This is a genomic window from Nocardioides albertanoniae (assembly GCF_006716315.1).
GTDB lineage: Bacteria > Actinomycetota > Actinomycetes > Propionibacteriales > Nocardioidaceae > Nocardioides > Nocardioides albertanoniae.
Genome location: NZ_VFOV01000001.1, coordinates 102,794 through 126,551, shown reverse-complemented (window position 1 = coordinate 126,551; position 23,758 = coordinate 102,794). Strand labels below are relative to the sequence as shown.

The window sequence follows — 23,758 nt, the reverse complement described above, 5'->3', positions numbered from 1 at the left end:
GGAGTGATGCCTACTGTGCCACCTTTTCTTGAATCATTCCAGAAAGGTAAGTCTTCCCTAAGTTCCTACCCGGGCCGACCCCCGCCGAGAAGTCACTTCTGCAGGTCGAGTGGGCACCTCGGTGCCCACTCGACCTGCAGAAGTGACCTTTCGGCCTGCAGACCTGACGTTTCGGCACAAAAGGATGACAAGTCCACGAAGATCCGATAGTCCTTCCATGCGATTCCGTCGAGAGCCCCGGATCTGAACCCGCGGGGGCATGGCGGACCACGCTCCTCGAATCCCCCACTCCTAAGGAGAAGTACGTGCGCAACGGACTCACCACCGGACGCGGCCTGGGCATGGCCGCCGCCGGTGTCGCAGCGATGGCGCTGACCCTGACCGCTTGCGGGTCGGGCGGCATCGGCGGCGAAGGCGGTGGTGGCGACGACACCCTCACCATCGGCTTCGTCTCCACCGAGACCGGCTCCTCGGCGCCGTTCGGCGAGGCCAACAAGTTCGTCGTCGACGAGCTCGAGGGCTACTTCAAGGACCACCCGGTCAAGGCAGGCGACGAGGAGCTCGACGTCGAGATCGTGGTGCGTGACGCGCAGAGCGACTCGACGAAGGCCGGGTCGGTGGCCGGCGACCTGATCAACAAGGACGGCGCCGACATCATCGTCGCCTCCTCGACCCCCGACATCGTCAACCCGGTCTCGGAGCAGTGCGAGGCCAACTCCGTCCCGTGCATCACGACGGTCGCGCCGTGGCAGCCGTTCGCGATCCGCAGCGGCGAGAAGCCGGCCGACCTGAAGTACAGCTACCACTTCTTCTGGGGTCTCGAGGACGTCTCGGCGGTCTACGCCGACATCTGGAGCAAGGTCGACAACAACAAGAAGGCCGGCGGCCTGTTCCCGAAGGACCCCGACGGCGAGGCCTGGGGCGCCAACTTCCCGGCGCTCACCAAGGCGTCCGGCGTCACCATCAAGAACCCGGGCAACTACCCCAACGGCACCAAGGACTTCTCCGCCCAGATCGGTGCCTACCAGGGCAGCGACGTGCTGGTCGGCGTGCCGATCCCGCCCGACTTCACCACCTTCTGGCAGCAGGCCAAGCAGCAGGGCTACAAGCCGAAGGTGGCCACCATCGGCAAGGCCCTCCTCTTTCCGTCGTCCGTCGAGGCCCTGGGCCCGATCGCTCACAACCTGTCCACCGAGGTGTGGTGGACCCCGACCGCTCCCTACGAGTCGTCGCTGACCGGCGAGTCCGCACAGGAGCTCGCCGATGCGTACGAGAAGAAGACCGGCAAGCAGTGGACCCAGCCACTGGGCTTCGCGCACGCGCTCTTCGAGGTCGCGACCGCGGCGGTGACCGAGGCCGGGTCCACCGACGCCGACGCGGTCACCAAGGCGTTGTCCGGGCTGGAGGTCTCCACGGTCGTCGGCGACGTCGCCTGGGGCAAGGACAAGAACGTCCCGCCGTACGTCGCGAAGACCCCGATCGCGGGCGGCCAGTGGCGTCAGGTCGAAGGTGGCAAGCACCCCTTCGAGCTGGTCGTCGTGCAGAACTCGCTGGCGCCCGACGTACCTCTCGGGGGCGAGCCCGAGGCGCTGAAGTGACCCTGCTCGACGCTGACGGCCTGGCCAAGTCCTTCGGCCAGGTCGTCACGGCCCGCTCGGTCTCCTTCCATGTGGCCGCGGGCGAGGCGCTCGGCATCGTCGGGCCCAACGGCGCCGGCAAGTCGACCCTGCTCAACCTGATCACCGGCGCTCTCCCCGTCGACGCCGGTCGCATCGGCTTCGACGGCGCCGACATCACCCGCGCTCCGGCCGCGCACCGCACGGCCATGGGCATCGGGCGTACGTTCCAGATCCCGCGTCCGTTCGAGGGCATGACCGTCTTCGAGAATGCGCTGGTCGGGTCCACCTTCGGTGCCGGGCTGCGCCGCCGGGCGGCCGACGCCCAGGCCTGGGAAGCGCTGGAGACGGCCGGTCTCACCCACGTCGCGAACGCTCCCGCCGGATCGCTGCGCCTGCTCGACCGCAAACGGCTCGAGCTCGCCCGCGCGCTGGCCACCCGGCCACGGCTGCTGCTCCTCGACGAGATCGCCGGCGGGCTGACCGAGCACGAGCTGCCCGCGCTGATCTCGACCGTCGCCGCTATCCGCGACGGCGGCACCGGGGTCATCTGGATCGAGCACATCGTGCACGCGCTGCTGCAGGTCGTCGACCGGCTGATGTGCCTGGCCCAGGGCGACGTCGTCGCCACCGGCGACCCGCGTGAGGTGATGGCGAGCGATGCCGTCGCCTCCGTCTACCTCGGCTCCCCCGACCTGGAGGGCGAGACCCCATGAGCAAGCTGCTCGAGGTCGATGCGATCGACGTCGACTACGGAGACTTCAGAGCCCTGCACGGCATCACCCTGACCGTCGCCGAGGGCGAGACGCTGGCTGTGATCGGCGCCAACGGCGCCGGCAAGTCGACGCTGCTCAAGACGATCGCGGGTCTGCTCCGACCGAGCGCCGGGCAGGTCCGCTTCGACGGCCACGACGTCTCCCGCACGCCCGCCCACCGCCGGGTCCGCGAGGGCATCGCCCTCACCCCGGAGGGGCGACGTATCTTCGGCTCGCTGACCGTCGAGGAGAACCTCGAGGTCGGTGCCCACGGGCGCCGCCCCGGCCCCTGGAGCCTCCAGGCCGTCTACGACACCTTCCCGCTCCTTGCCGAGCTGCGCACCCGCCGCGGCGCCCATCTCTCCGGCGGCGAGCAGCAGGCGACCGCGATCGGCCGGGCGCTGATGTCCAACCCGAGGCTGCTCCTGCTCGACGAGGTCTCCCTCGGCCTCGCCCCGGTCGTGGTCGCCGACATCTACCAGGCGCTCCCCGCGATCGCCGAGAAGGGGACGACCGTGCTCGTGGTCGAGCAGGACCTCACCCAGGCGCTGACCGTCGCCGACCGGGTGCAGTGCATCCTCGAGGGCCGCACGGTCCTCGAAGGGGCCAAGAGCGAGGTCACGCGCGAGCAGGTCCAGGCGGCGTACTTCGGGATCGACGACACCCGGGAGACGAGCTAGATGGACTGGATCAACGCGGTCCTTCAAGGACTCCTGCTCGGCGGCCAGTACGCACTGCTCGCCTGCGGTCTGAGCCTCATCTTCGGCGTGATGCGGATCGTCAACCTCGCCCACGGCGTGCTCGCCGTCGCTGCGGCCTACCTCGCGCTCTGGCTCGTCCAGCAGACCGGGATGCCGTCGTTCCTCACGCTCGTCGTCGTGATCCCGGTGCTCGCCGCGGTCGGCTACGCCATCCAGTGCGGCCTGTTCAACGCCGCCCTGCGCCACGGCGAGCTGAGCCCGCTGCTGGTCTCGTTCGGCCTCGCCGTCATCGGCGCCAACCTGCTCCAGGAGATCTTCACCGCCGACACCCGCAAGATCTCGGTCGGCGACCTCGCCACCGACTCGGTCGAGCTCGGCCAGCTCCGGCTCGGCGTCTTCTCGCTGCTGACCCTCGTCGTCGCGGTCGCCGTCATCGTCGGCCTGCAGCTCTACCTCTCCCACACCCGCATCGGCCGCGCCATGCGCGCGACCAGGGACGACCCCGAGGCGGCCACGCTGATGGGCATCGACCAGAAGCACATGTACGCCCTCGCCACCGCGATCGCGATCGGCACCGTCGCGCTGGCCGGCGTCTTCCTCGGCATGTCGACGCAGTTCAGCCCGACGTACGGCGATCTGGTGCTCATCTTCGCCTTCGAAGCCGTCATCATCGGCGGCCTCGGCTCGCTGTGGGGCACGCTCCTCGGCGGGCTCGTGCTCGGCGTCGCGCAGACCGTCGGCGCCCAGATCGACCCGGCCTACGGCGTCCTCGCCGGCCACCTGGTCTTCCTCGTCGTGCTCCTGTTCCGACCCCAGGGCCTGCTCCCGAAGGCGGTGGCCGCATGACTGTGAACACGACAGGAACCCCGAAGGTCGTACGCGGCGGCTGGTCGTCGCTGGCCGGCGGCGGTGTCCTGGCCGCGGTCGTGGTGTTCCTGGCCGCGGCGCCGTGGTTCGTCTTCAGCCCGGGCGACGTGACGAACCTGGTCACGCTCTTCGCGCTGATCATCCTCGGCACGACCTGGAACCTGATGGCCGGCTATGGCGGGCTGGTCTCGATCGGCCAGCAGGCGTTCATCGGCGCCGGCGGCTACGGCGTGATCGTGCTCGCCGACGTCGTCGGGCTGCCGGTCCCGGTGGCCGTCGTGGCGGCCGGCGTGGTCTGCGCGGCTCTCGCGCTGCCCACCTCGTTCCTGCTGTTCCGGCTGGTCGGAGGCTACTTCGCGATCGGCACCTGGGTGGTGGCCGAGGTGTTCAAGCTGGTCACCCAGGAGCTGCCCGCCTTCGGCGGCGGCTCCGGCCTCTCGCTCACCGCCTTCCAGGGCGTCGACCGGGTGACCCGGATCGCGACGGTCTACTACCTGGCGCTCGTGCTGGCCGTGCTCGTGGTGCTCGCGACGTACGTCCTGATGCGCTCGCGCGTCGGCCTCGGTCTGACCGCGATCCGTGACGACGCCGTCGCGGCCGCGTCCCTCGGCGTCACCGTGCGGCGCTCGCAGCGGATCGTCTACGTCGCGGCCTCGGGCGGAGCCGGTCTGGCCGGCGCCCTGATCGCGATCAACGGGCTGCGGGTCTCGCCCGACTCGGTCTACTCGGTGCAGTACACCGCCTTCATGATCTTCATCGTGGTCATCGGCGGGCTGGGCACGATCGAGGGTCCGATCCTGGGCGCGGTGATCTTCTTCGCGCTGCAGCAGGCGCTCGACTCCTACGGCACCTGGTATCTCATCGCTCTCGGCGCGGTCGCGATCGCTGTCGTGCTGCTGGCGCCGAAGGGTCTGTGGGGCCTGGCCTCGCGCGGGCGCTACGAGGTCTTCCCGGTGGGTCATGCGGTCACGATTCCCGGCGCCACGGCGAAGTAGCCTCGTTGCAACCAGTTATCCACAGGATTGTCCACAGTTGTGTGAGCCTGTGGAGCCCGAGTGTGATCTTTCGCTACCCCGGGCCGCATGACCCTGGGGATACTCACGAGTAACATTGGCCGCGTGAGCGAGACCTACGCCGTGGAGCGTGCCGAGGGCACCAGCTTCACCCTGACCGTCGCCCGCGCGGCGGACCCGGAAGCGCCGACGCTGCTGATCGTGCCCGCCATGGGCATGCCGGCCGGCTACTACGACAAGCTGATCGTCGCCCTCGTCCAGGCCGGCCTCAACGTCGGGCGCATGGAGCAGCGCGGCCACGAGGAGGTCGGCGGCAAGACCGCCGGCTGGTCCTACGACTTCGGCTACGCCGACCTGGTCGACGACATCGACGCCGCCGTCGACCGTCTCGGCGAGCTGATCCCGGCCTCGGCGGGTGCGGCGTACATCGTCGGTCACAGTCTCGGCGGGCAGACCACCAGTGCCTACGCGGCGCTGAACCCCGGCAAGGTCGCGGGTCTGGTCTACGTCGCCTCGCAGACGCCCTACTGGCGCAACTACGGGCCGGGCTTCCTGGTCGCCAGCCAGGCGATGGGCCTGATCGGCCAGGTCGTCGGCCACTTCCCCGGCAAGCAGCTCAAGTTCGCCGGCCGCGAGGCCAGGACGCTGATGCGCGAGTGGTCGCGCTACGCCCGCACCGGCCGTCTCCGCTTCGGTCGGCCGAAGCGTGACGTCGCGTCGCTGATGCGGGAGCTCGAGAAGCCCGCCCTGATCGTCTCCATCGAGGGTGACTGGCTCGCCCCGAGCTCGACGGTCGACGAGATCCACCGGCGGATGCCGGGGCTCGACGTCAGCAGGGTGCATCTCGACGAGGACGGCATCGACCACTTCAAATGGGCCCGCCGGCCCGACTCGACGGTCGCCGCGATCCTCGACTGGCTTCCGTCGGCGGATTTCCGCCAGTCGACGACCCCTGCAGTTGAAGGTTCAACCGCGGGACGGTAAGACTCACTTGGAGACTGCGATCCCACACCCCGCCGCGGTCCCGGAAAGGTGAGGAACATGCCAGTCTTCGACGACGGCCAACAAGCGACCGAGGTTCCTGAGACCGAGGACGTGGTGACCACCGACGTGCTCGTCGTCGGCTCCGGTCCGGCCGGTGCGTCCGCCGCGCTCTTCCTGAGCGAGCTCGGCGTCGACAACATCATGATCACGAAATACCGCTGGACCGCGAACACCCCGCGCGCGCACATCACCAACCAGCGCGCGATGGAGATCTTCCGCGACCTGGGTATCGAGGATCAGGTGCTGGCGGAGGCGACTCCCCACGAGCTGGTCGGTGACACCGTCTTCTGCACCAGCATCGCCGGCGAGGAGATCGGCCGGATCCGCACCTGGGGCACGCGCCCCGACCGCGAGGGCGACTACCAGCTCGCCTCCCCCTGCCTCACCGTCGACATCCCGCAGACCTACCTCGAGCCGATCCTGGTGCGCAACGCGACCGAGCGCGGCACCCAGACCCGGTTCTCCACCGAATACCTCTCCCACACCCAGGACGACGACGGCGTCACCACGATCGCGCGTGACCGGCTCACCGGCCACGAGTACAAGATCCGGTCGAAGTTCCTCATCGGCGCCGACGGCGCCCGCACCCAGGTGGGCGCCGACATCGACCTCCCGCTCGAGGGCGCGATGGACATCGCCGGCTCGATGAACATCACCTTCAAGGCCGACCTCGCCGAGCTCGTCGACCACCGCCCCTCGGTCCTCTACTGGGTCATCCAGCCCGGCTCGAACGTCGGCGGAATCGGCACCGGCCTGGTGCGGATGGTGCGCCCCTGGGACGAGTGGCTGATCGTGTGGGGCTACGACATCAACGAGCCGCCGCCGGAGCTGACCGAGGAGTACGCGGTAAAGGTGATCCGCGACCTGCTCGGCATGCCCGGCCTGGAGCCTGAGGTGACCGGCTACTCGCTGTGGGGCGTCAACGAGATGTACGCGACCCACGCCCAGAAGGGCCGGGTCTTCTGTGCCGGCGACGCCATCCACCGCCACCCGCCGTCGAACGGTCTCGGCTCCAACACCTCGATCCAGGACTCCTACAACCTGGCCTGGAAGCTCGCCGCAGTGCTGCAGGGCTATGCCGATCCGGCGCTCCTGGAGTCCTACTCCACCGAGCGCACCCCGGTCGCCAAGCGCATCGTCACCCGGGCCAACCAGTCGGGGCGCGAGTTCGGCGAGCTCTTCGAGGCGCTCGGCGTCGTCGGTCTCGAGGGTGAGGAGATGGCGAAGGCGATCGAGGAGCGCAAGGCCAACACCCCTGAGGGCGCCGCCAAGCGCGCTGCGCTGGTCACTGCGATGGAGCGGAAGAACTACGAGTTCAACGCCCACGGGGTCGAGCTCGGCCAGTTCTACGAGTCCGACGCGATCGTCTCCGACGGCACCCGGCCCGCGCCGAGCGCCGACGAAGACCTCTACCACCAGATGTCGACCTCGCCGGGGGCCCACCTTCCGCATGCCTGGGTCGGTGACAACGTCGAGAAGCACGCGATGCTCGACCTCGCGCCCTACACCCGATGGACGCTGATCACCGGCGTCGCGGGCGAGGCCTGGGAGGAGGCCGCGGCCGACGCCAAGGCGACCTTCGGGATCCCGCTCGAGACCGTCGTGATCGGCCCCGGACGAGCGGTCACCGACCTCTACTTCGACTGGGCCAAGCTGCGCGAGGTCGAGGAGTCGGGCGCTATCCTGGTACGCCCCGACAAGCATGTCGCCTGGCGCGCGATGTCGCTCCCCGACGACCCGGGCGCCGCCCTGGGGGCCGCGGTCGCGACCCTGCTGGGCAAGGCCTGAACCGCGACCTGAGCGAGGGACGATGAGGTTCACACACGAGTCGCTGCCGCAGCGGGTCCGTTTCGCCACCGGCGAGGCGGACGCCGCGTTGGCGGCCGAGATCGACCGGCTGGGCGCTCGGCGGGTGATGGTCATCGCCTCCGGGCGTGAAGCCGAGACTGCCGCCCGGATCACCTCCGAGATCCCGGTCGCGCTGCGCCACGACGAGGTCGTGATGCACGTGCCGGTCGAGGTGGCCGAGCGGGCGCGTGCCCGGGCGGCGGAGCACACCGTCGACGCGATCGTGTGCATCGGTGGTGGCTCGACCACCGGGCTCGCCAAGGCGGTCGCGCTCACCACCGGGCTGCCGATCGTGGCGGTGCCGACGACGTACGCCGGCTCCGAGGCGACCGACGTGTGGGGGCTGACCTCGGACGGGACCAAGACCACCGGGGTGGATCCGCGGGTGCTGCCGGGCGCCGTCGTCTACGACGCCTCCCTGCTCGCCACGTTGCCCGGTGAGCTGGCCGTCGCCAGCGGGCTCAACGCGCTCGCCCACTGCGTCGATGCGATGTGGGGGCCGCGGGTCGACCCGATCGACCAGGTCTTCGCGACCGAGGGCATCCGGGGGCTCGCCGCGGGCCTGCCGAAGGTCGCGCGGGACTCTGCCGGCGTCGAGGGCATCGAGCAGACCCTCTACGGCGCCTATCTGGCCGCGGTCTCGTTCACCTCGGCCGGCTCCGGGATGCACCACAAGATCTGCCACGTGCTCGGCGGCATGTTCGACCTGCCGCACGCCCAGACCCACGCGGTCGTGCTCCCGCACGTGCTCGCCTTCAACGCGCCCTCCGCTCCCGAGGCGGAGGCGCGGATGGCCTCGGCGTTCGGGGCAGCGAGCGCTGTGGAGGGGCTGGCGGGGCTGCGTACGACGCTCGGAGCGCCGCAGGCGCTGAAGGACTACGGCATGCCCGAGGACGGCATCGCCCAGGCGGTCGCGCCGATCCTGGCCGCGATCCCCGACAACAACCCGGCCCCGGTCACCGAGGCGAACCTGGCCGCGCTGCTGAGAGCGGCGTGGGCGGGAGCACACCCCGACAAGCGCGAGGAGAGCTGATGAGCGACGTATCCCCCGAGCAGCAGGAGGTCGAGCAGACCCTGGTCGACACCGTGGTCGCGTCCTTCGACGCCTGCGAGGACCCGCGCCTGAAGGAGGTCATGGTCTCGCTGGTCAAGCACCTGCACGGCTTCATCCGCGACGTACGCCTCACCGAGGAGGAGTGGGGCTCGGCCATCGAGTTCCTGACCAAGGCCGGCCACATCACCGACGACGTCCGCCAGGAGTTCATCCTCCTCTCCGACACCCTCGGCGCCTCGATGCAGACGATCAACATCAACAACGAGGCGTACGCCGACGCGACCGAGGCCACCGTCTTCGGCCCGTTCTTCGTGGACGACTCCCCGGCGATCGAGCTCGGCGGCGACATGGCCTTCGGCGCCCCGGGCGAGCCGTGCTGGGTGACCGGCACGGTCACCGACACCGACGGGAGCCCGCTGGCCGGAGCCAAGATCGAGGTCTGGGAGGCCGACGAAGACGGGCTCTACGACGTGCAGCGCGACGCGGACACACGTGCGGCCCGGGCGCACCTGTTCACCGACGCCGAGGGCGGCTACCGGTTCTGGGGGCTGACGCCCACGCCGTACCCGATCCCCGACGACGGCCCCGTGGGGAAGATGCTGGCCGCGGTCGGACGCTCGCCGCTGCGCGCCTCGCACCTGCACTTCATGGTCACCCACGAGGGCTGCCGCACGCTGGTCACCCACATCTTCCCCGAGGGCGACCCTATCGGCCGGAAGGACACCGTCTTCGGGGTCAAGGACTCGCTGATCAAGCAGTTCCCCCAGCATCCTGCGGGCACCCCGACCCCCGACGGCCGTGCCGTCGAAGGCACCTGGTCGCAGGTGCGCTTCGACATCGTCCTCGCCCCGGCGGTCACTGAGACGAGGTAGCCCCTGCCTGGTGGCTACGGGGTCAGCGAGTCGAGGATCGAGGTGATGCTCTGCTCGGTCGCGGGCTTCTCGAGCCCGGCCTGGTGGAGGATGCCGGTGCCGTCCTCGTGCTCGAGGAGGGCAAGCAGGATGTGCTCGGTGCCGACGTAGGAGTGCTCGAGACGCAGGGCCTCGCGGAAGGTCAGCTCGAGCACCTTCTTGGCGTCGGCGGTGAACGGGATCATCTCGCCGACCTCGCCGTACGGTGCCGGGGTGGCCGCGGTGGCCGCGTCCCGCACCGCGTCGAGGGTGACGTCCTGCCCCCGGATCGCGTGGCCGGCGACGCCCTCGGGCTCGGCGAGGAGGCCGAGGACCAGGTGAGGCACCCCGGTCTCGGCGTTGCTCGCCTTGCGGGCCTCCGCCTGGGCGGTGACCACGACCGTGCGGGCACGCGGGGTGAACTTCGCGAACCCGGCGTTCGGGTCGAGCGCCTGGTCACCGGCCTTCGGGACATACCGCTTCTGGGCCGCCTGCTTCGTCACCCCCATCCGGGTGCCGATGTCGGTCCAGGAGGCGCCGGAGCGGCGGGCTTGGTCGACGAAGTGGCCGATCAGGTGGTCGGCGACCTCGCCCAGGTGCTCGCCGACGACCATCGCGTCGGCCAGCTGGTCGAGCGGTTCGTCGCGAGCCTTCTTGATCGAGTCGATGAGGGTGTCGAGGCGTACGGCCTTGAGGGTGGGGTCTGGGCTGTTGGTCATGCGTCAACCATAGGTTGACGGTCCGTGGTCGTCAACCCATCGTTGACGATCGGAATCGACCTGGGTTTCGAGGCAGATTCGGTCTAGTCTGTCTAGATAGAGGAGGTGGGTGTGATGACATGGCAACTCCAAGAGGCCAAGCAGCGGTTCAGTGAGGTCGTACGCGAGGCGGTGGCCGGTTCTCCGCAGACGATCACCAAGCATGGTGAGGAGGTGGCGGTCGTCGTGAGCATCGACGATTACCGACGGATGTCCGGGCCGAAGATCTCGTTCGCCGAGTATCTGCTCAGTGGGCCGACGATCGATGATCTCGACATCGAGCGTGACCGCTCGCTTCCTCGTGAGATCGACCTGGACGAATTGATATGACCTACCTGCTCGATACCAATGTGGTTTCCGAGTTGCGGCGCAAGCGTCCTGATCAAGCGGTCGTCAGATGGCTTGCCGCCCAGCGGGACGACGATCTGTATGTTTCGGTGTTGACTATCGGCGAGCTGCGCAAGGGTGCGCTCAAGCTGGCGGTGCGGGGTGACGACGCTGTCTCGGAGTCCTTGACGGAGTGGATCGATGGACTCGAACAGGCTTACCAGGAACGCTTGCTTCCTGTGACGCTCGACGTCGCGAAGCGGTGGGGTGCTCTGAATGCCGATCGACCGTTGCCGGTGGTCGACTCACTGCTTGCCGCGACCGCCATAGAGAACGGGCTCACGGTCGCGACCCGCAACACAAAGGACTTCGAGTCGACCGAGGTCGACGTTCACAACCCCTTCCCTGAGGGGTAGATACGCGGCAGGGCCGGTCATCCGTCGTGGATGACCGGCCCTGCGTACGTCGTGCGTCAGGCGTTGGAGACCTGGATCATCTCGTCGCGGGGGACGACCTTGATCCGCTCGCGGCCCTGGGTCTCGCCGAGGGAGCGCTCGTGGTTGTCGAGCTTCTCCCAGCCCTCGATGGTGGTGAACTCGACGCCCTTGCCCGAGAGGTGCTCGAGCACGGCCGCGGGCGAGCCGAGCTCGGGCTCCGCCAGCGAGTCGAGGTCCTGGAGGAGGTTGTCGATGGTCTCCTTGGCGTCGGACTTGGTGTGGCCGATGAGGCCGACCGGTCCGCGCTTGATCCACCCGGTGACGTACGTCCCGGCGATGTGCTCGCCGGTGAGGTCGAGCACGCGGCCGCCGGTGTTGGGGATGACGCCGTTGTCGCCGTCGAAGGGCACGTCGGGGAGTGCCTCGGAGAGGTAGCCCACCGCGCGGTAGACGGCCTGGACCGGGGTGTCGGTGAACTCGCCCGTGCCGGTGACGGTGCCGTCGCCGTTGTATTCGGTCTTCTCGCTGCGCAGCGCGACCACGTGACCGTCCTCGCCGAGGATCTCGACGGGGTTCTGCATCATGTGGATGATGATCTTGTGGGGCTTCTCCCCGGCAGGCGCCTCCATGTACTTCAGGAGGATGTCGGCGACCAGCTTGGTGGCCTTGTGGCCCTGGATCGCCTTCTCGCCGGCCTCGTCGATCTCGAAGCCGTCCTCCTTGACGATCACGTCGACGGAGGGAGAGTGGGAGAGCTCGCGCAGCTCCATCGGGGTGAACTTGATGTGCGCGGGGCCGCGGCGGGCGTAGACGTGGATCGTCTTGGCCTTGTTCTTCTTCAGGCCCTGGTAGACGTTGTCGGAGACCTCGGTGACCAGCTGCTCGTCGGCGGGCTTGGCCAGCATGCGAGCGACGTCGAGCGCCACGTTGCCGGCGCCCAGCACGGCGACCTCCTCGGCCTCGAGCGGCCAGTCACGCGACACGTCGGGGTGGCCGGCGTACCAGGAGACGAAGTCGGCGGCGCCGTACGCCTCGGGCAGGTCGACGCCCGGGATCTTCAGGTCGCGGTCGGCCATCGCGCCGGTGGCGAAGATGACAGCATCGTAGAAACGCTTCAGGTCGTCGAGCTTGAGGTCGGTGCCGAAGTCGACGTTGCCGATGAAGCGGATGCTGTCCTGGTTGAGGACGCGCTTGAGCGCCTTGATGATCTCCTTGATCCGTGGGTGGTCAGGAGCCACGCCGTAACGGACCAAGCCGTAGGGAGCAGGCAGGCGCTCGATGACGTCGACGCGTGCGCCGGGGTGCTCCTTCGTAAGGATGTCGGCAGCGTAGATACCGGCCGGGCCGGCACCGACGATCGCAACGCGGATGTCACGCATAAGGGAGTTCAACCTTCCGTGGATGTACTAAGGCAAGCCTAAAGGGGGTCCTGTAGCCCCTCCGAATCCGTTCCACCAGTTGGCCACGCGGCGTACGTGGGTTTCCCGCTCAATTCTAGAACGCGTTCTGTTTCATGGGTGGCGTCGCGAGGTGATATCGAACACAGCCCGGAGAACATCCGGGTCTCCCCGGAGCTCGCCCGCCGTTGCCGCCTGGTCGGGGCTGATCGTTCCAGCGGCGAACCCGACGACAACGTCCGGGGGAGCGATCAGGAGGGTCTCGGGCTGGTCGTCGGGGCGCACGAACACGTGCGGGCCGTCTTCGTCGATCCGTAAGACCATCCTCAAGCCGTCGGTCTCGATGCCGAGCTCGACCGGGGGTTCTGCAGTCGCGCCCCGGAGCAGAGCAGGAAGGGCAAGGGTCAGCCACCGGGGCTGAAACACGTCGTCGCCGCGCCCCGTTGCCAGCAATGGGGTCCCCCAGCGTCCGAGCGCCTCCATCGGCTCCCGCAGCCCCTCGCCCCACGGGGTGAGCGCGTAGACGACGCCAGCGCCCTCGAGCCGACGATCCCTTCCGCGCCGTCGGCCTCATCGACGCACGTCAGGTGTCCGAGCGGACGCCGGTTTCTGGGGAGCGGGAAGGAATCGCTGGGGCTCTGAGTCTTGGGGGTACGTTCGCGCGGTTGTGCATCGTTGGGTGCTGTTGTTGCGTGGGACTGTTTGCCGCCGACCCGTACGCGGAGGGTGTTTCACGCCGGCACCCGGAGTAAAGGACGGCCTACGGCCGCCGGCTTCGCCGGTCGCCTCCGGCGATCCTTGACACCGGGCACCGGCGAGAATTTTGGCTGTCTATCGGGTCGGCGGCAGGGGTCTGGTACGGCACATTTGAGTTGGGTGCCGGGCTGGGGATGGGCGGCGGTCGGCCGCGCCAGGGGAACGGTCACCGGGCGCTGTACAAGACGATGACGCTTTGTGAATCGTTCACAAGGAGCTCGGTCCGGTCCGGCAGCAGGACCTCCCCACTCGCGCGGACACTGCCCCACCCGGGCGCGGGTTCACCACCCACCGGAGCATGGGGAACCCACGCCCGAGTCGGAGATCTACCTACGGGTGGGGAGAACGCAGCGAGATTGACCAGTGACCGTGGCTAGGGGCGCCGGGTGAACCTGATCGTGCCGTCGGGCAACCGTTCATGTGTGTACGCGGGTGCGTGCGCCAGGCGGTGGTGATGAGGGCAGAGCAGTACGCCGTCTTTGAGGTCGGTCTTCCCGCCGAGTGACCATGGTTCGAGGTGGTGGGCGTCGCACCACTCCGGTGGCATGTCGCAGCCTTCGGCTTGGCAGCATTTCTGCTGCAACCGGAGTGCCTTGCGTTGGGTCGGTTGGAAGAACCTGCTCGAACGACCTGCGTCGAGGACCTGCCCGTCGGTGCCGAGCACCCAGGGGATGATCGTGGCGTTGCAGGCCATCTTGCGGGCCTCGGTGGCACTGATCGTGGTCCCGTTTGTCTCGTCGAACCCCAAGATCGCCGTGCCGAGCTCCTTGCGGAGGTCGTCGAGCGAGATGACCACGTTGATGGTGGTTGCGTCGCCGCCGTGGCGGGGCTGGGTATCAGGGTCGATGGTCTCGAGCAGGCGTGCGAAGCCCTGTCCCATGAGTCGCTCCCACGGGGGCAACGGGGTGTCCTTCTCGACGAGCTGTTGCTTCCTGGGCTGGGCCCAGGCTTCGACGTGGGTCTTGAACCTCATCCCCATCGCCACCGGCAGAACACCGTCGAACCCAATAGTGCCGTCGTGGTTGTCCCAGATGCGGAGCGCGGTCTTCTGCTGAGCACGTTCTTCCTCGGCCAACAGTGCCTTGGCTTCGGCGTCTTCGAACCGGGCCGGGTCGATCTCGACCAGGATCCGGCGTCCGACGATCCGGAGCTCGTTCGCGGTCAGGCGGGTGGCGTAGTCGACCAGCAGTTTCTCCGCCAGCAGTAGATCCTCGGCACTCGCGACGGGGTTGGTCTCGATCGCGTCCAACGCCTTGGTGATCACCCGTGCCTTGTCTCGGGAGACCGAACCGTCAGTGAGGCCGGCTGCGAGCAGCTCGTGCTTGGACACAGCAGCCGCGAGCCTTATCTGGGTGCGGGCTACCGATTTGTCGACAAGGAGATTTGCCCGAACCCAGGCGGAGGCGTCTCGGTCGCCGGTCTCCTCGGCAATATCGCCAGCGGTGGCGAGCACCCGCAGCTCGAGCGCAGCCTGCTGCGCCTTCAAGATCTCGAGCCGCGCGAGGACATCCTTCTTCTGACTCGTACGCCAATAGCCAGGGTCCATCGCGAGCAGGTCACCCAGAGCGGTTTCGATGCCAGCAAGAGCGGTCGCAACCGGGTCACGGGGGCTGGTGCCCCAGTGGTCGACATGATTCTCGACGCTCATCGCTGACCCCCTCTCAAGGTGCCCTTCGGGTACCCCTGATTTTACTCTCTACCAACGAGTAAGGCCAGATATTTCCGCAGGTCAAACCCTATTTTGCGGCAGCGAACCAACGGTCATACCTCCCGGCCACACCCTGGCCGCCGCCCCGATAGTCAGCCAAATCTTTTCTCGATCTGACCCGGAGTCCAGGACCACCGAAGGTGGCCGGCGTAGCCGGCGGCCGAAGGCCGTCCTTGACGCCGGGCCAGATCGAGAAGACCCTCCAAGAAAGGGTCGGCGGCACACACCAGCCCCATGAAGAAACGACCCGGCAGGGAGACCCGACAACCTCGTGACCCAACCACATAGCCACCCCACAGGTTCGACGTACGTCAGGCACAGAGAGCCAGGCGAGCGTGAGAGCCATGACCGAGCTCCTAGACCCACACACACCGACCCGGACCCCAGAGCCAGCCCCACCCAAGACCCGCCGGACCCCACAGCGAATATCCCTGATCGTCCTGCTCGCTCTGACAGCCGCGGCATACCTGTGGACATTGTCCGAGTCCGGCTACGCCAACCAGTATTACTCCGCAGCCGCCCAAGCCGGCGGCGAGAGCTGGAAGGCGTGGTTCTTCGGGGCGCTCGACGCGGGCGGCTCGATCACGGTCGACAAGCCGCCGGCGTCGTTGTGGGTGATGGGCCTGGCTGTACGCATCTTCGGACTGTCGTCGTGGAGCATCCTGGTGCCGCAGGCGCTGATGGGTGTGGGCACGGTCGGCCTGACGTACGGGATCGTCAGGAAGGTCGCGCCGTGGCAGGCGGCGATCGCGGCGGGGGCGTTCACGGCGCTGACGCCGGCGGCGGCGCTGATGTTCCGGTTCAACAACCCCGACGCGCTGCTGCTCCTGCTGCTGGTCGGAGCGGCATTCTCGACGCTGAAGGCGATCGAGACGGGTAGGGCCCGGTGGATGGTGCTGGCCGGGGCGCTGCTCGGCTTCGGGTTCCTCACCAAGATGCTGCAGGCGTTCCTGATCGTCCCGGCGATCGCGGTGGTCTACCTGATCGCGGGCAGGGGCACGCTCCCGAGGCGCATCGTGCACGGCGTCGCCTGCTTCGCCGCGATGGTCGTCTCGGCCGGCTGGTACATCGCGATCGTCGAGCTCGTCCCCGCCTCCGCGAGGCCCTACATCGACGGCTCGACGGGCAACTCGCTCCTCGAGCTGACGCTCGGCTACAACGGCATCGGGCGGCTCAACGGCGGTGACTTCGGTGGCCTCGGCAACGCCGGGTTCTCGAGCGCAGCCGGCGCCCTCCGCCTCTTCCAGGGCGTCTCCGGCGGCATGGTCTCGTGGCTGCTGCCGGCCGCGCTCGTCCTGCTCGCCGCCGGCCTGGTCGCGCTGCGCAGGGCACCGCGCACCGACCTCACCCGTGCCGCGCTGCTGCTCAGCGGCGTCACGATGCTCGTGACCGGCCTGGTCTTCTCGTTCATGGCGGGCATCTACCACGACTACTACGTGGTCGCGCTCGCTCCGTGGGTCGCGATCACCGCGGTCGTCGGCACCGTCGTCGTCTGGCGCCACCGCGACCACCTCGCCGCCCGCATCGCTCTCGCGATCGCCATGGCCGCCAGCGCCATCTGGGCGTGGGTGCTCCTCGGGCAGTCCGACCAGCAGCCGTACGACACGCTGCGCTGGCCCGTGCTGATCATCGGTCTCGGCGCCGCTGCCGGGTTCGTCTTCGCAGACCGGCTCACCCGTCGCGCCGCGGTCGCGCTGCTCGCGACGGCTGCCGTCGCCGCTGGTGTCGGGCCGGCGGCGTACGCCATCTCGACGATCGGCACCCCGCACACGGGATCGATCGTCACCGCTGGGCCCTACGAGGGCGATGGCATGGGCGCACCCGGCGGTCGCCGGGTGCGGATGGCCGGCGGTGGTCCGGGCGGTCAGACCCAGAACGGCGCCCCGCCGGCGGGCCAGATGCCCGACGGTCAGATGCCTGGCGGTCAGATGCCTGGCGGTCAGACGCCCGGCGGCACGAACGGCCAGACCCAGCAGATGCCTGGCGGACAGACGGGCGGCATGCGAGCTGGTGGTCCCGCCGGCGGCCCGATGGGTGGCGGCCAGGTCGACGAGGAGCTCGCCGACGCGGTGAGTACGAACGCCGGCAACTACACCTGGGTGGCGGCGTCGATCGGGTCGCAGACCGCAGCGGGTCTCCAGCTGGAGACCGGTGAGGCGGTGATGGCGATCGGTGGGTTCAACGGCACCTCCAACAGCATCTCGCTCGAGCAGTTCAAGGCGTACGTCGCCGACGGTCAGATCCACTACTTCATCTCCGGCGGCGGGATGGGCGGCATGCGCGGGGGCCCCGGTGGCAGCGGCAACGAGACCTCCAGCGCCTCCGAGATCACCGCGTGGGTGGAGGACAACTTCACCGAGACCACGATCGGAAGCTCGACGGTCTACGACCTGAGCGAGGGTGCCTCATGACCGCCGATCTCGTCTCGACAGCACCGAAGGCCGAGGAGAATCCGCAGGTCAGAACAACGATCGACCTGGTCGTCCCGGTCTACAACGAGGAGCACGGCCTGGAAGCCTCCGTACGCCACCTCGACGGCTATCTCCGCCGGCTCCCCTACCCGGTGACGATCACGATCGCCGACAACGCCAGCACGGACGACACCTGGCGCATCGCCGAACGGCTGGCCTCGGAGATCCCGCGGGTGAGGGCGATCCATCTCGACGAGAAGGGTCGTGGCCGTGCGCTCAGAGCGGCGTGGTCGACCTCGCAGGCGGACGTGGTCGGCTACATGGACGTCGACCTCTCCACCGACCTGCGTGCGCTGCCACCACTGCTCGCCCCGCTGCTCTCGGGTCATTCCGACCTCGCCATCGGCACCCGGCTCGCCCACGGCAGCCGGATCCGGCGCGGCGCCAAGCGCGACCTGCTGTCGAAGGGCTACAACCTGCTGCTCCGGGGCATCCTCTCCGCGGGCTTCACCGACGCCCAGTGCGGCTTCAAGGCGATCCGGCGAGACGTGGCCGAGCAGCTGCTGCCGCTGGTCGAGGACGACAGCTGGTTCTTCGACACCGAGCTGCTCGTGCTCGCCTCCGAGGCCGGCCTGCGCATCCACGAGGTGCCCGTCGACTGGGTCGACGACCCCGACTCGCGCGTCGACATCGCCGCCACGGTCAAGGAGGACCTACGCGGCATCGCCCGGCTCCTCACCGGGGTGGCCTCGGGGCGGATCGATCTGCGCCAGGTGGCCTCGGCCCGGTCCGCCACCGGAGCCGCGGCGGCACCCGAGCGGGCCCTCCCCGAGCAGCTGGTGAGGTTCGCCGCGGTCGGGGTGATCAGCACCCTGGCGTACGTCGTGCTCTACTCCGTGCTCCGCGTCTCGGTCGATGCCCAGGCGGCGAACCTGATCAGCCTGCTGGTGACCGCGGTGGCCAACACCGCCGCCAACCGCCGGCTGACCTTCGGGATCACCGCGCGGCAGGGCGCCGTCAGACATCACGTCGCCGGGCTGACGGCCTTCGGGATCGGGCTCGCCCTGACCTCCGGGTCGCTCGGCCTGCTGCACTGGGCCGCTCCGTACGCCTCCCACATGGCGGAGCTGAGCGTGCTCGTGCTCGCCAACGCGACCGCGACGCTGCTGCGGTTCGTCATCCTCCGGTGGGTGATGCGCCCTCGCGACGGGCAGTGACGTCGAAGTCCTGGGTGCCGATGACGCGGAGGAGCCGGAGCTTCTCGGCGGCATCGGTGCCCTCGGCCGGGAAGTGGGCGAGCAGCATCACGTCGGCGCTCTCGGTGAGGAGCACCTCGCAGCGCACCGTGATCGCGCCGACCTCGGGATGGATGAACGTCTTCACGTCGGCCCGCCGTACGGCCACCTCGTGGCGCTCCCACAAGCCACGGAACTCCTCGCTCGCGTCGAGCAGGTCCGCCACCAGCGAGGTGATGTCCGGGTCCCCCGCACGCCGGGCGTACGTCGCCCGCAGATCCATCACGTGACCGGCCGACATTCGCGCCCAGTCTTCCGGCGGCGCGGGCCGCACGTCCGGCTGCGCGAACCAGCGCCAGATCAGGTTGCGGCCGCGGCCGGGCTGCTCGGGCAGCGGCGGCATCAGCGCGGCGGCGAGCGGGTTGCACCAGGCGATCTCTCCGATGTCGGTGCAGATCAGCACGGGGATGTCGGTCAGTCGCTGGGCGAGCGCGATCAGGCCGGGGCGTACGAAGCTGCCCGCGTGACGTTGCGGCGGGGTCATCCCGGCGAGGTAGAAGAGGTGGTCGCGCTGGTCGAGATCGCACTGCAGAGCCCGCGCGATCGCGGAGAGCACCGTCTCCGACGGCGCCGAGCCGCGGGCCTGCTCCAGCCGGGTGTAGTGGTCGGTCGAGACCCCGGCGAGCGAGGCGGCCTCCTCCCGGCGAAGCCCGGGCGTACGCCGCCGCAACCCGTCGGGGAGGCCGACGTCGGAGGGCCGGAGCAGCTCCCGGCGACGGCGCAGGAAGTCGGCGAGCTCGCGGCGGTTGGTCACCGTTCCATCATCCGTCGACCGCCGCGGGTTATCCAGGGAGAGCCTCTCCCTGGATGCGCTGTGCCTGCCGAGACTCCCAGGAGCGGCGCACCCTGGAGGGCATGACGACTCTCGACAACCTCAGATTCAGCAGCCGGCAGCTCGGCCGGACCGGCCCCACGGTCACCTCGCCCGCGCTGGGTGGCATGAGCCTCTCCGGCGCCTACGGTGCCGTCGACGACGAGGAGGGCGTGCGTGTCATCCACGCCTACCTCGACGCCGGCGGCACCCTGATCGACACCGGCGACTTCTACGGCGCCGGCCACAACGAGATGCTGATCGCCCGCGCCCTGCGCGAGCGCAACCGCGACGACGTGGTGCTCTCGGTGAAGTTCGGAGCCCTGCTGACCCCGGTGGGCCTGCCCGCGGGCTTCGACGGCCGCCCGGAGGCGGTGAAGTCGGCCCTGACCTACTCCCTCCAGCGTCTCGGCACCGACCACGTCGACATCTACCGCCCCGCGCGCCTGGACCCGCAGGTGCCGATCGAGGAGACCGTCGGCGCGGTCAAGGAGATGGTGGAGGCGGGCTACGTACGCCACGTCGGGCTGAGCGAGGTCGGCGCGGACACGATCCGGCGAGCCGCCGCGGTCACCCCGATCAGCGACCTGCAGGTCGAATACTCCCTGCTCAGCCGCGAGATCGAGACCAATGGCATCCTGGAGGCCTGCGACGAGCTGGGCATCGGCATCACGGCCTACAGCGTGCTCGGCCGCGGCCTGATCGGCGGCAGCGGCACCGTGGGCGGCTCGCTCGGGCGCATGCCTCGCTTCCAGGGCGACAACCTCGACCACAACCGAGCCCTGGTCGAGTCGCTGCAGCAGATCGCTGACGAGAAGGGCGTCACCCTGGCCCAGCTCGCGATCGCCTGGGTCGCGGCCCGCGGCGAGCACATCGTGCCCGTGATCGGCTCGCGCCGGGTCAGCCAGGTCGAGTCGATGGCCGGCGCGAACTCCGTCACGATCGATGAGGCCGACCTCGCCCGGATCGACGCCGCGGTGCCTGCCGGCTCCGTGCGTGGCGACCGCTACCCCACCCAGTTCATGGACCAGATCGACACAGAGCGCTGAGGCTCCGCCTAGGCCGCCTGGACGACGCGGGTCCAGCTCTCCTCGCGCAGGAGGTCGAGCAGCGTCGTCTCGGCGGGGCCCGGCGTGGGTCGCAGCACCGCGATCACCGGCTGTGACACGGCGGGAGACACCGGGCGGGCCAGATGGGCGTGCTCGCCCGCGACCGCCGAGGCCGGCACCAGCGCGGCCCCGAGCCCGGAGGCGGCCCACCGTACGGCCGTGGTCGTCTGGGAGACCCGGGCCGCGGTGGTCGGCGCGATCTCGGCCCGCGCGAGGCGGTCACGCAGCACCGCGTCGAGCGCGCTCCCGCTGTCGAACCTGACCCACGGGTCCAGGGCGAGCGACGACAACGACACCCGGCTCTCGGCGAGCGCTGGGTGTCCTTCGCCGAGCACGACGACGAGCCCCTCCTCGCCGAGATGGTGGGCTCGCTCGGGCGTCCGGTCGCACTTGGCCATCAGCGCCAGGTCGAGCACGCCGCGGCGGCACAGCCGGTCGAGCTCGGCCGAGCTCGGCTCCTCGAAGACGGTGATCTCCAGGCGCGGATGTCTGCGGCGCAGCGCAGCGATGGCCCGCGGCAGCTGCCACGCGCCGAAGCCCATCTGCACGGCGACGACCATCTCGCCGGCCACCTCCTCGGCACCGGCCATGGCCGTCGCTCGTGCCCGCCGCGCGGCACCGACCGCGATCTCCGCCTCCCGCAGGAACGCGCGACCGACCGTCGTCGGCACCAGGCCGGACGGCGCCCGCGCGAAGAGCTGCACGCCGAGCTCCCGCTCCAGTGCTCGGATCTGCTGCGACATCGACGGCTGGGCGACATGCATCCGCCGAGCGGCCGCGGTCACCGACCCTTCCTCCGCGACGGCCAGGGCGTACTCGTACTGGCGAAGGCTCATCGCACCCATCCACATCGGTCGTGCCACATCGGTCGTCGTCGGTCCGCAGGGCAAACGCGGACGCCAACCCGTTTACTCCCAGCGACTATAGGAATCGCCTATCCGGTCGGCTCGAAATTGGTCTTTGATCGAGCGTTTCCCCTGGTCATACCGTTAAAGACATGAACTCGACCGCAGACAACGACAAGCACGACCAGCACGACCAGCGGGATCTGGCGGGTAGGCGCGCCGTCGTCACCGGCGGCACCCGTGGCATCGGCGAGGCAGTGGTCCGCCGCCTCCTGGAGGCGGGCGCCGACGTGCTGGCGACCGCTCGCACCGAGCCGGCCACGGTGCCCGACGGCGCCGGCTTCGTGGCCGCCGACGTCACCACACGGGAAGGTGCCGAGGCCATCGCCGCGGCCGCACAGGAGCGGTTCGGCGGCGCCGACATCGTCGTCCACAACGCGGGCGGCGGCACGCCGTCCGAGAGCACGGTCGCCACTCCCGCCGCGGAGTGGCAGAGCGCGCTCGATCTCAACTTCATCTCGGCCGTACGTCTCGACGCACTGCTGGCGCCCGCGATGCGGGAGGCGGGATCCGGGGCGATCGTGCACGTGTCGTCGGCCGCGGTCCTCACCCCGGTCGGGATGTTCCTGCCCTACACCGCGGCCAAGGCCGCGCTGGAGAACTACAGCCGAGGGCTGGCCATCGACCTGGCCCCCTCGGGAGTGCGTGTCAACGTCGTCTCGCCCGGACGGACGGCGACCCCGGGCGGTGAGGCGACCAGGCGGGAGTGGGCGGCGATCGCGGCCGGCTCGGACACGCCGCCGGCCGAGACCAACGCCGACGACGTGCCGCCGCTGGGCCGCGAGGGCCGGCCGGACGACATCGCGGACGCCGTGCACTTCCTGGTCTCCGGGCGGGCCGCCTGGCTGACGGGACGGAACCTGATCGTCGACGGTGGCGAGTTCCCGATGGGGTGACGCCCCGGGGTCTCCGACCCGAGTCAGGCGCTGGGGTCGATCGCCCGCCAGCGCAACGGGTCCTCGCCTGACTCCTCGACGACGTGCGCCGCCAGGCCGACCGTACGGCCGATCTGGAAGAGCACCTCGGCGGCATCGTCGGGCAGGCCGCAGACGGTGACGAGCGCGGCGAGGGCACCGTCGATGTTGGGTCGGTGACCGGTCCTGGCGGCGATCTCCTCGAGGCGTGCCACCGTCGGAGTCGAGCCGTCGACGAGTGCCAGGCGAGCGAGGATCGCGTCGGCTCGGGGGTCACCTCCGGGGTGTCGCCAGTGGCCGAAGCCGGGCACCCGTCGGCTCGGGTCGGACGGCGGGCCGTCCCGCAGCACGGTGAGCGCCGAGCCGCCGATGCCACCGTGGAGCTGCCCGGAGAGCGCCGCGTAGCCGGCGACCAGGCAGTCGTACGCCGAGGCCCGTGCCGAGGCCGCGACCCGGGCCGCGACCACCGAGGCCGCCATGCCGTGGTCGACGAGCGAGACCAGAGCGGTGCTGACGGCTGCGACCTCCTCAGGGCTGCCCTGGCGGCCGGCGATCGCGACGAAGGTCGCCTCAGCGACCGATCCAACTGGTCCAACTGGCCCGACCGGCCCGGCCGGCCCACCGAGGGCGACCGGGGCAGCATCGAGCAGACCCTTGGCGACGCCGGCCGTCCCGGCGGCGTCGACCCGATCGCCGCCGGAGCCCGCCCACTGCGCCAGCGCCGGGAGCCGGCGCGCGAGCGGGAGCGGTGCCAGGTGCGCCGGCACGTCGACGGCCACCTCGGCGACCGGCCCGAGCACGAGGTCGACGACCTCCTCGAAGGGCTCGTCGGCGAGATCGGCCAGCGGCACGCCGCGCAGGAACAGCTCGCCCTCGCGCACCTCGCTCACGCTCGAGCGCACCGAACGCATCCGCAGCACCCCGAGCGGCGACCCAGGGTGGTGGCGCGTGCTGACCAGGGCGTCGATCTCGGCGCGGTCGAACAGGCTCTCGCTGCCCTCGCGGCGCCGCGAGAGCAGGTTGCGGCTGACGTAGGTGTAGAGCGTCGTGCGCTTCACCCCGAGGCGCTGGGCGGCCTCGCGGGCCGCGATCCACTCGGTCACGACGCCACTCTCGCGTACGCCGCGCCCCGGCGCCATGTC

At 69.7% G+C, this 23,758-nt stretch carries 22 protein-coding genes; 15 read left to right on the top strand and 7 right to left on the bottom strand.

All coding sequences use genetic code 11. The features are described from left to right. Positions 1 to 305: 305 nt before the first annotated feature. The 9 genes from FB381_RS00595 (at position 306) to FB381_RS00555 (ending at position 9,770) form a co-directional block, all read left to right on the top strand. Entirely contained in the window at positions 306 to 1,598 is a 1,293-nt protein-coding gene (locus tag FB381_RS00595) for an ABC transporter substrate-binding protein (RefSeq protein ID WP_141778494.1), read from the top strand. Beyond that, positions 1,595 to 2,332 (top strand): ABC transporter ATP-binding protein, encoded by a 738-nt coding sequence (locus FB381_RS00590; protein WP_141778493.1) that lies wholly within the window; start codon positions 1,595 to 1,597, stop codon positions 2,330 to 2,332. The genes FB381_RS00595 and FB381_RS00590 overlap by 4 nt, the downstream gene beginning before the upstream one ends. Then, the gene (locus tag FB381_RS00585) at positions 2,329 to 3,051 is read left to right on the top strand and encodes an ABC transporter ATP-binding protein (RefSeq protein WP_170225016.1); all 723 of its coding nucleotides are present in this window, start codon (positions 2,329 to 2,331) and stop codon (positions 3,049 to 3,051) included. The genes FB381_RS00590 and FB381_RS00585 overlap by 4 nt, the downstream gene beginning before the upstream one ends. Further along, positions 3,052 to 3,918, top strand: coding sequence for a branched-chain amino acid ABC transporter permease (locus tag FB381_RS00580; protein ID WP_141778492.1), 867 nt, complete (start codon positions 3,052 to 3,054; stop codon positions 3,916 to 3,918). Continuing rightward, a complete protein-coding gene (locus FB381_RS00575) occupies positions 3,915 to 4,934 on the top strand; it encodes a branched-chain amino acid ABC transporter permease (RefSeq protein WP_141778491.1) in 1,020 nt (339 codons plus the stop codon). The genes FB381_RS00580 and FB381_RS00575 overlap by 4 nt, the downstream gene beginning before the upstream one ends. Positions 4,935 to 5,057: 123 nt before the next feature. Beyond that, positions 5,058 to 5,936, top strand: coding sequence for an alpha/beta fold hydrolase (locus FB381_RS00570; protein ID WP_170225015.1), 879 nt, complete (start codon positions 5,058 to 5,060; stop codon positions 5,934 to 5,936). A gap of 57 nt (positions 5,937 to 5,993) precedes the next feature. Further along, positions 5,994 to 7,784: an FAD-dependent oxidoreductase gene (locus FB381_RS00565; protein WP_141778489.1), complete on the top strand. Its 1,791-nt coding sequence runs from the start codon at positions 5,994 to 5,996 to the stop codon at positions 7,782 to 7,784. Positions 7,785 to 7,806: 22 nt separating this feature from the next. Then, complete coding sequence (locus FB381_RS00560; protein WP_141778488.1) at positions 7,807 to 8,877, top strand: maleylacetate reductase; 1,071 nt, start codon at positions 7,807 to 7,809, stop codon at positions 8,875 to 8,877. Then, positions 8,877 to 9,770, top strand: a complete 894-nt coding sequence (locus FB381_RS00555; protein WP_141778487.1) for a dioxygenase family protein — start codon at positions 8,877 to 8,879, stop codon at positions 9,768 to 9,770. Before FB381_RS00560 ends, FB381_RS00555 begins: the two co-directional genes overlap by 1 nt. A 14-nt stretch (positions 9,771 to 9,784) precedes the next feature. Here the strand turns inward: FB381_RS00555 and FB381_RS00550 are convergent, their stop codons facing one another. Continuing rightward, positions 9,785 to 10,507, bottom strand: coding sequence for a Clp protease N-terminal domain-containing protein (locus FB381_RS00550; RefSeq protein ID WP_141778486.1), 723 nt, complete (start codon positions 10,505 to 10,507; stop codon positions 9,785 to 9,787). A gap of 114 nt (positions 10,508 to 10,621) precedes the next feature. Here FB381_RS00550 and FB381_RS00545 point away from each other — a divergent pair, with 114 nt between their 5' ends. Further along, the gene (locus tag FB381_RS00545; protein ID WP_141778485.1) at positions 10,622 to 10,876 is read left to right on the top strand and encodes a type II toxin-antitoxin system Phd/YefM family antitoxin; all 255 of its coding nucleotides are present in this window, start codon (positions 10,622 to 10,624) and stop codon (positions 10,874 to 10,876) included. Beyond that, positions 10,873 to 11,289, top strand: coding sequence for a type II toxin-antitoxin system VapC family toxin (locus FB381_RS00540; protein WP_141778484.1), 417 nt, complete (start codon positions 10,873 to 10,875; stop codon positions 11,287 to 11,289). Before FB381_RS00545 ends, FB381_RS00540 begins: the two co-directional genes overlap by 4 nt. A gap of 56 nt (positions 11,290 to 11,345) precedes the next feature. On the opposite strand, the gene FB381_RS00535 is transcribed toward FB381_RS00540, so the two are convergent. From FB381_RS00535 to FB381_RS00525, 3 genes are all read right to left on the bottom strand, one after another. After that, a complete protein-coding gene (locus FB381_RS00535) occupies positions 11,346 to 12,689 on the bottom strand; it encodes an FAD-dependent oxidoreductase (protein WP_141778483.1) in 1,344 nt (447 codons plus the stop codon). Between the two features lie 132 nt (positions 12,690 to 12,821). Then, the gene (locus FB381_RS00530; RefSeq protein WP_141778482.1) at positions 12,822 to 13,190 is read right to left on the bottom strand and encodes an SCP2 sterol-binding domain-containing protein; all 369 of its coding nucleotides are present in this window, start codon (positions 13,188 to 13,190) and stop codon (positions 12,822 to 12,824) included. Positions 13,191 to 13,836: 646 nt separating this feature from the next. Continuing rightward, positions 13,837 to 15,111 carry an HNH endonuclease signature motif containing protein gene (locus FB381_RS00525; protein ID WP_141778481.1) on the bottom strand — a complete coding sequence of 425 codons (1,275 nt, stop codon included), beginning with the start codon at positions 15,109 to 15,111 and terminating at the stop codon, positions 13,837 to 13,839. Positions 15,112 to 15,647: 536 nt separating this feature from the next. Here FB381_RS00525 and FB381_RS00520 point away from each other — a divergent pair. Together FB381_RS00520 and FB381_RS00515 are read left to right on the top strand one after the other, a co-directional pair. After that, positions 15,648 to 17,582: an ArnT family glycosyltransferase gene (locus tag FB381_RS00520; protein WP_246087894.1), complete on the top strand. Its 1,935-nt coding sequence runs from the start codon at positions 15,648 to 15,650 to the stop codon at positions 17,580 to 17,582. Then, positions 17,579 to 18,799, top strand: a complete 1,221-nt coding sequence (locus FB381_RS00515) for a glycosyltransferase (RefSeq protein ID WP_141778479.1) — start codon at positions 17,579 to 17,581, stop codon at positions 18,797 to 18,799. The genes FB381_RS00520 and FB381_RS00515 overlap by 4 nt, the downstream gene beginning before the upstream one ends. On the opposite strand, the gene FB381_RS00510 is transcribed toward FB381_RS00515, so the two are convergent. After that, positions 18,759 to 19,631 (bottom strand): helix-turn-helix transcriptional regulator, encoded by an 873-nt coding sequence (locus tag FB381_RS00510; protein WP_141778478.1) that lies wholly within the window; start codon positions 19,629 to 19,631, stop codon positions 18,759 to 18,761. The two genes, FB381_RS00515 and FB381_RS00510, sit on opposite strands and share 41 nt — an antisense overlap. 101 nt (positions 19,632 to 19,732) lie before the next feature. On the opposite strand from FB381_RS00510, the gene FB381_RS00505 reads away from it, so the two are divergent. Further along, entirely contained in the window at positions 19,733 to 20,737 is a 1,005-nt protein-coding gene (locus FB381_RS00505; RefSeq protein ID WP_141778477.1) for an aldo/keto reductase, read from the top strand. An 8-nt stretch (positions 20,738 to 20,745) separates the two neighbouring features. On the opposite strand, the gene FB381_RS00500 is transcribed toward FB381_RS00505, so the two are convergent. Beyond that, the gene (locus FB381_RS00500; protein WP_141778476.1) at positions 20,746 to 21,633 is read right to left on the bottom strand and encodes a LysR family transcriptional regulator; all 888 of its coding nucleotides are present in this window, start codon (positions 21,631 to 21,633) and stop codon (positions 20,746 to 20,748) included. Positions 21,634 to 21,794: 161 nt separating this feature from the next. On the opposite strand from FB381_RS00500, the gene FB381_RS00495 reads away from it, so the two are divergent. Next, positions 21,795 to 22,598 carry an oxidoreductase gene (locus FB381_RS00495; RefSeq protein WP_141778475.1) on the top strand — a complete coding sequence of 268 codons (804 nt, stop codon included), beginning with the start codon at positions 21,795 to 21,797 and terminating at the stop codon, positions 22,596 to 22,598. A gap of 23 nt (positions 22,599 to 22,621) precedes the next feature. Here the strand turns inward: FB381_RS00495 and FB381_RS00490 are convergent, their stop codons facing one another. Then, positions 22,622 to 23,719: a citrate synthase gene (locus tag FB381_RS00490; RefSeq protein WP_141778474.1), complete on the bottom strand. Its 1,098-nt coding sequence runs from the start codon at positions 23,717 to 23,719 to the stop codon at positions 22,622 to 22,624. Positions 23,720 to 23,758 lie beyond the last annotated feature (39 nt).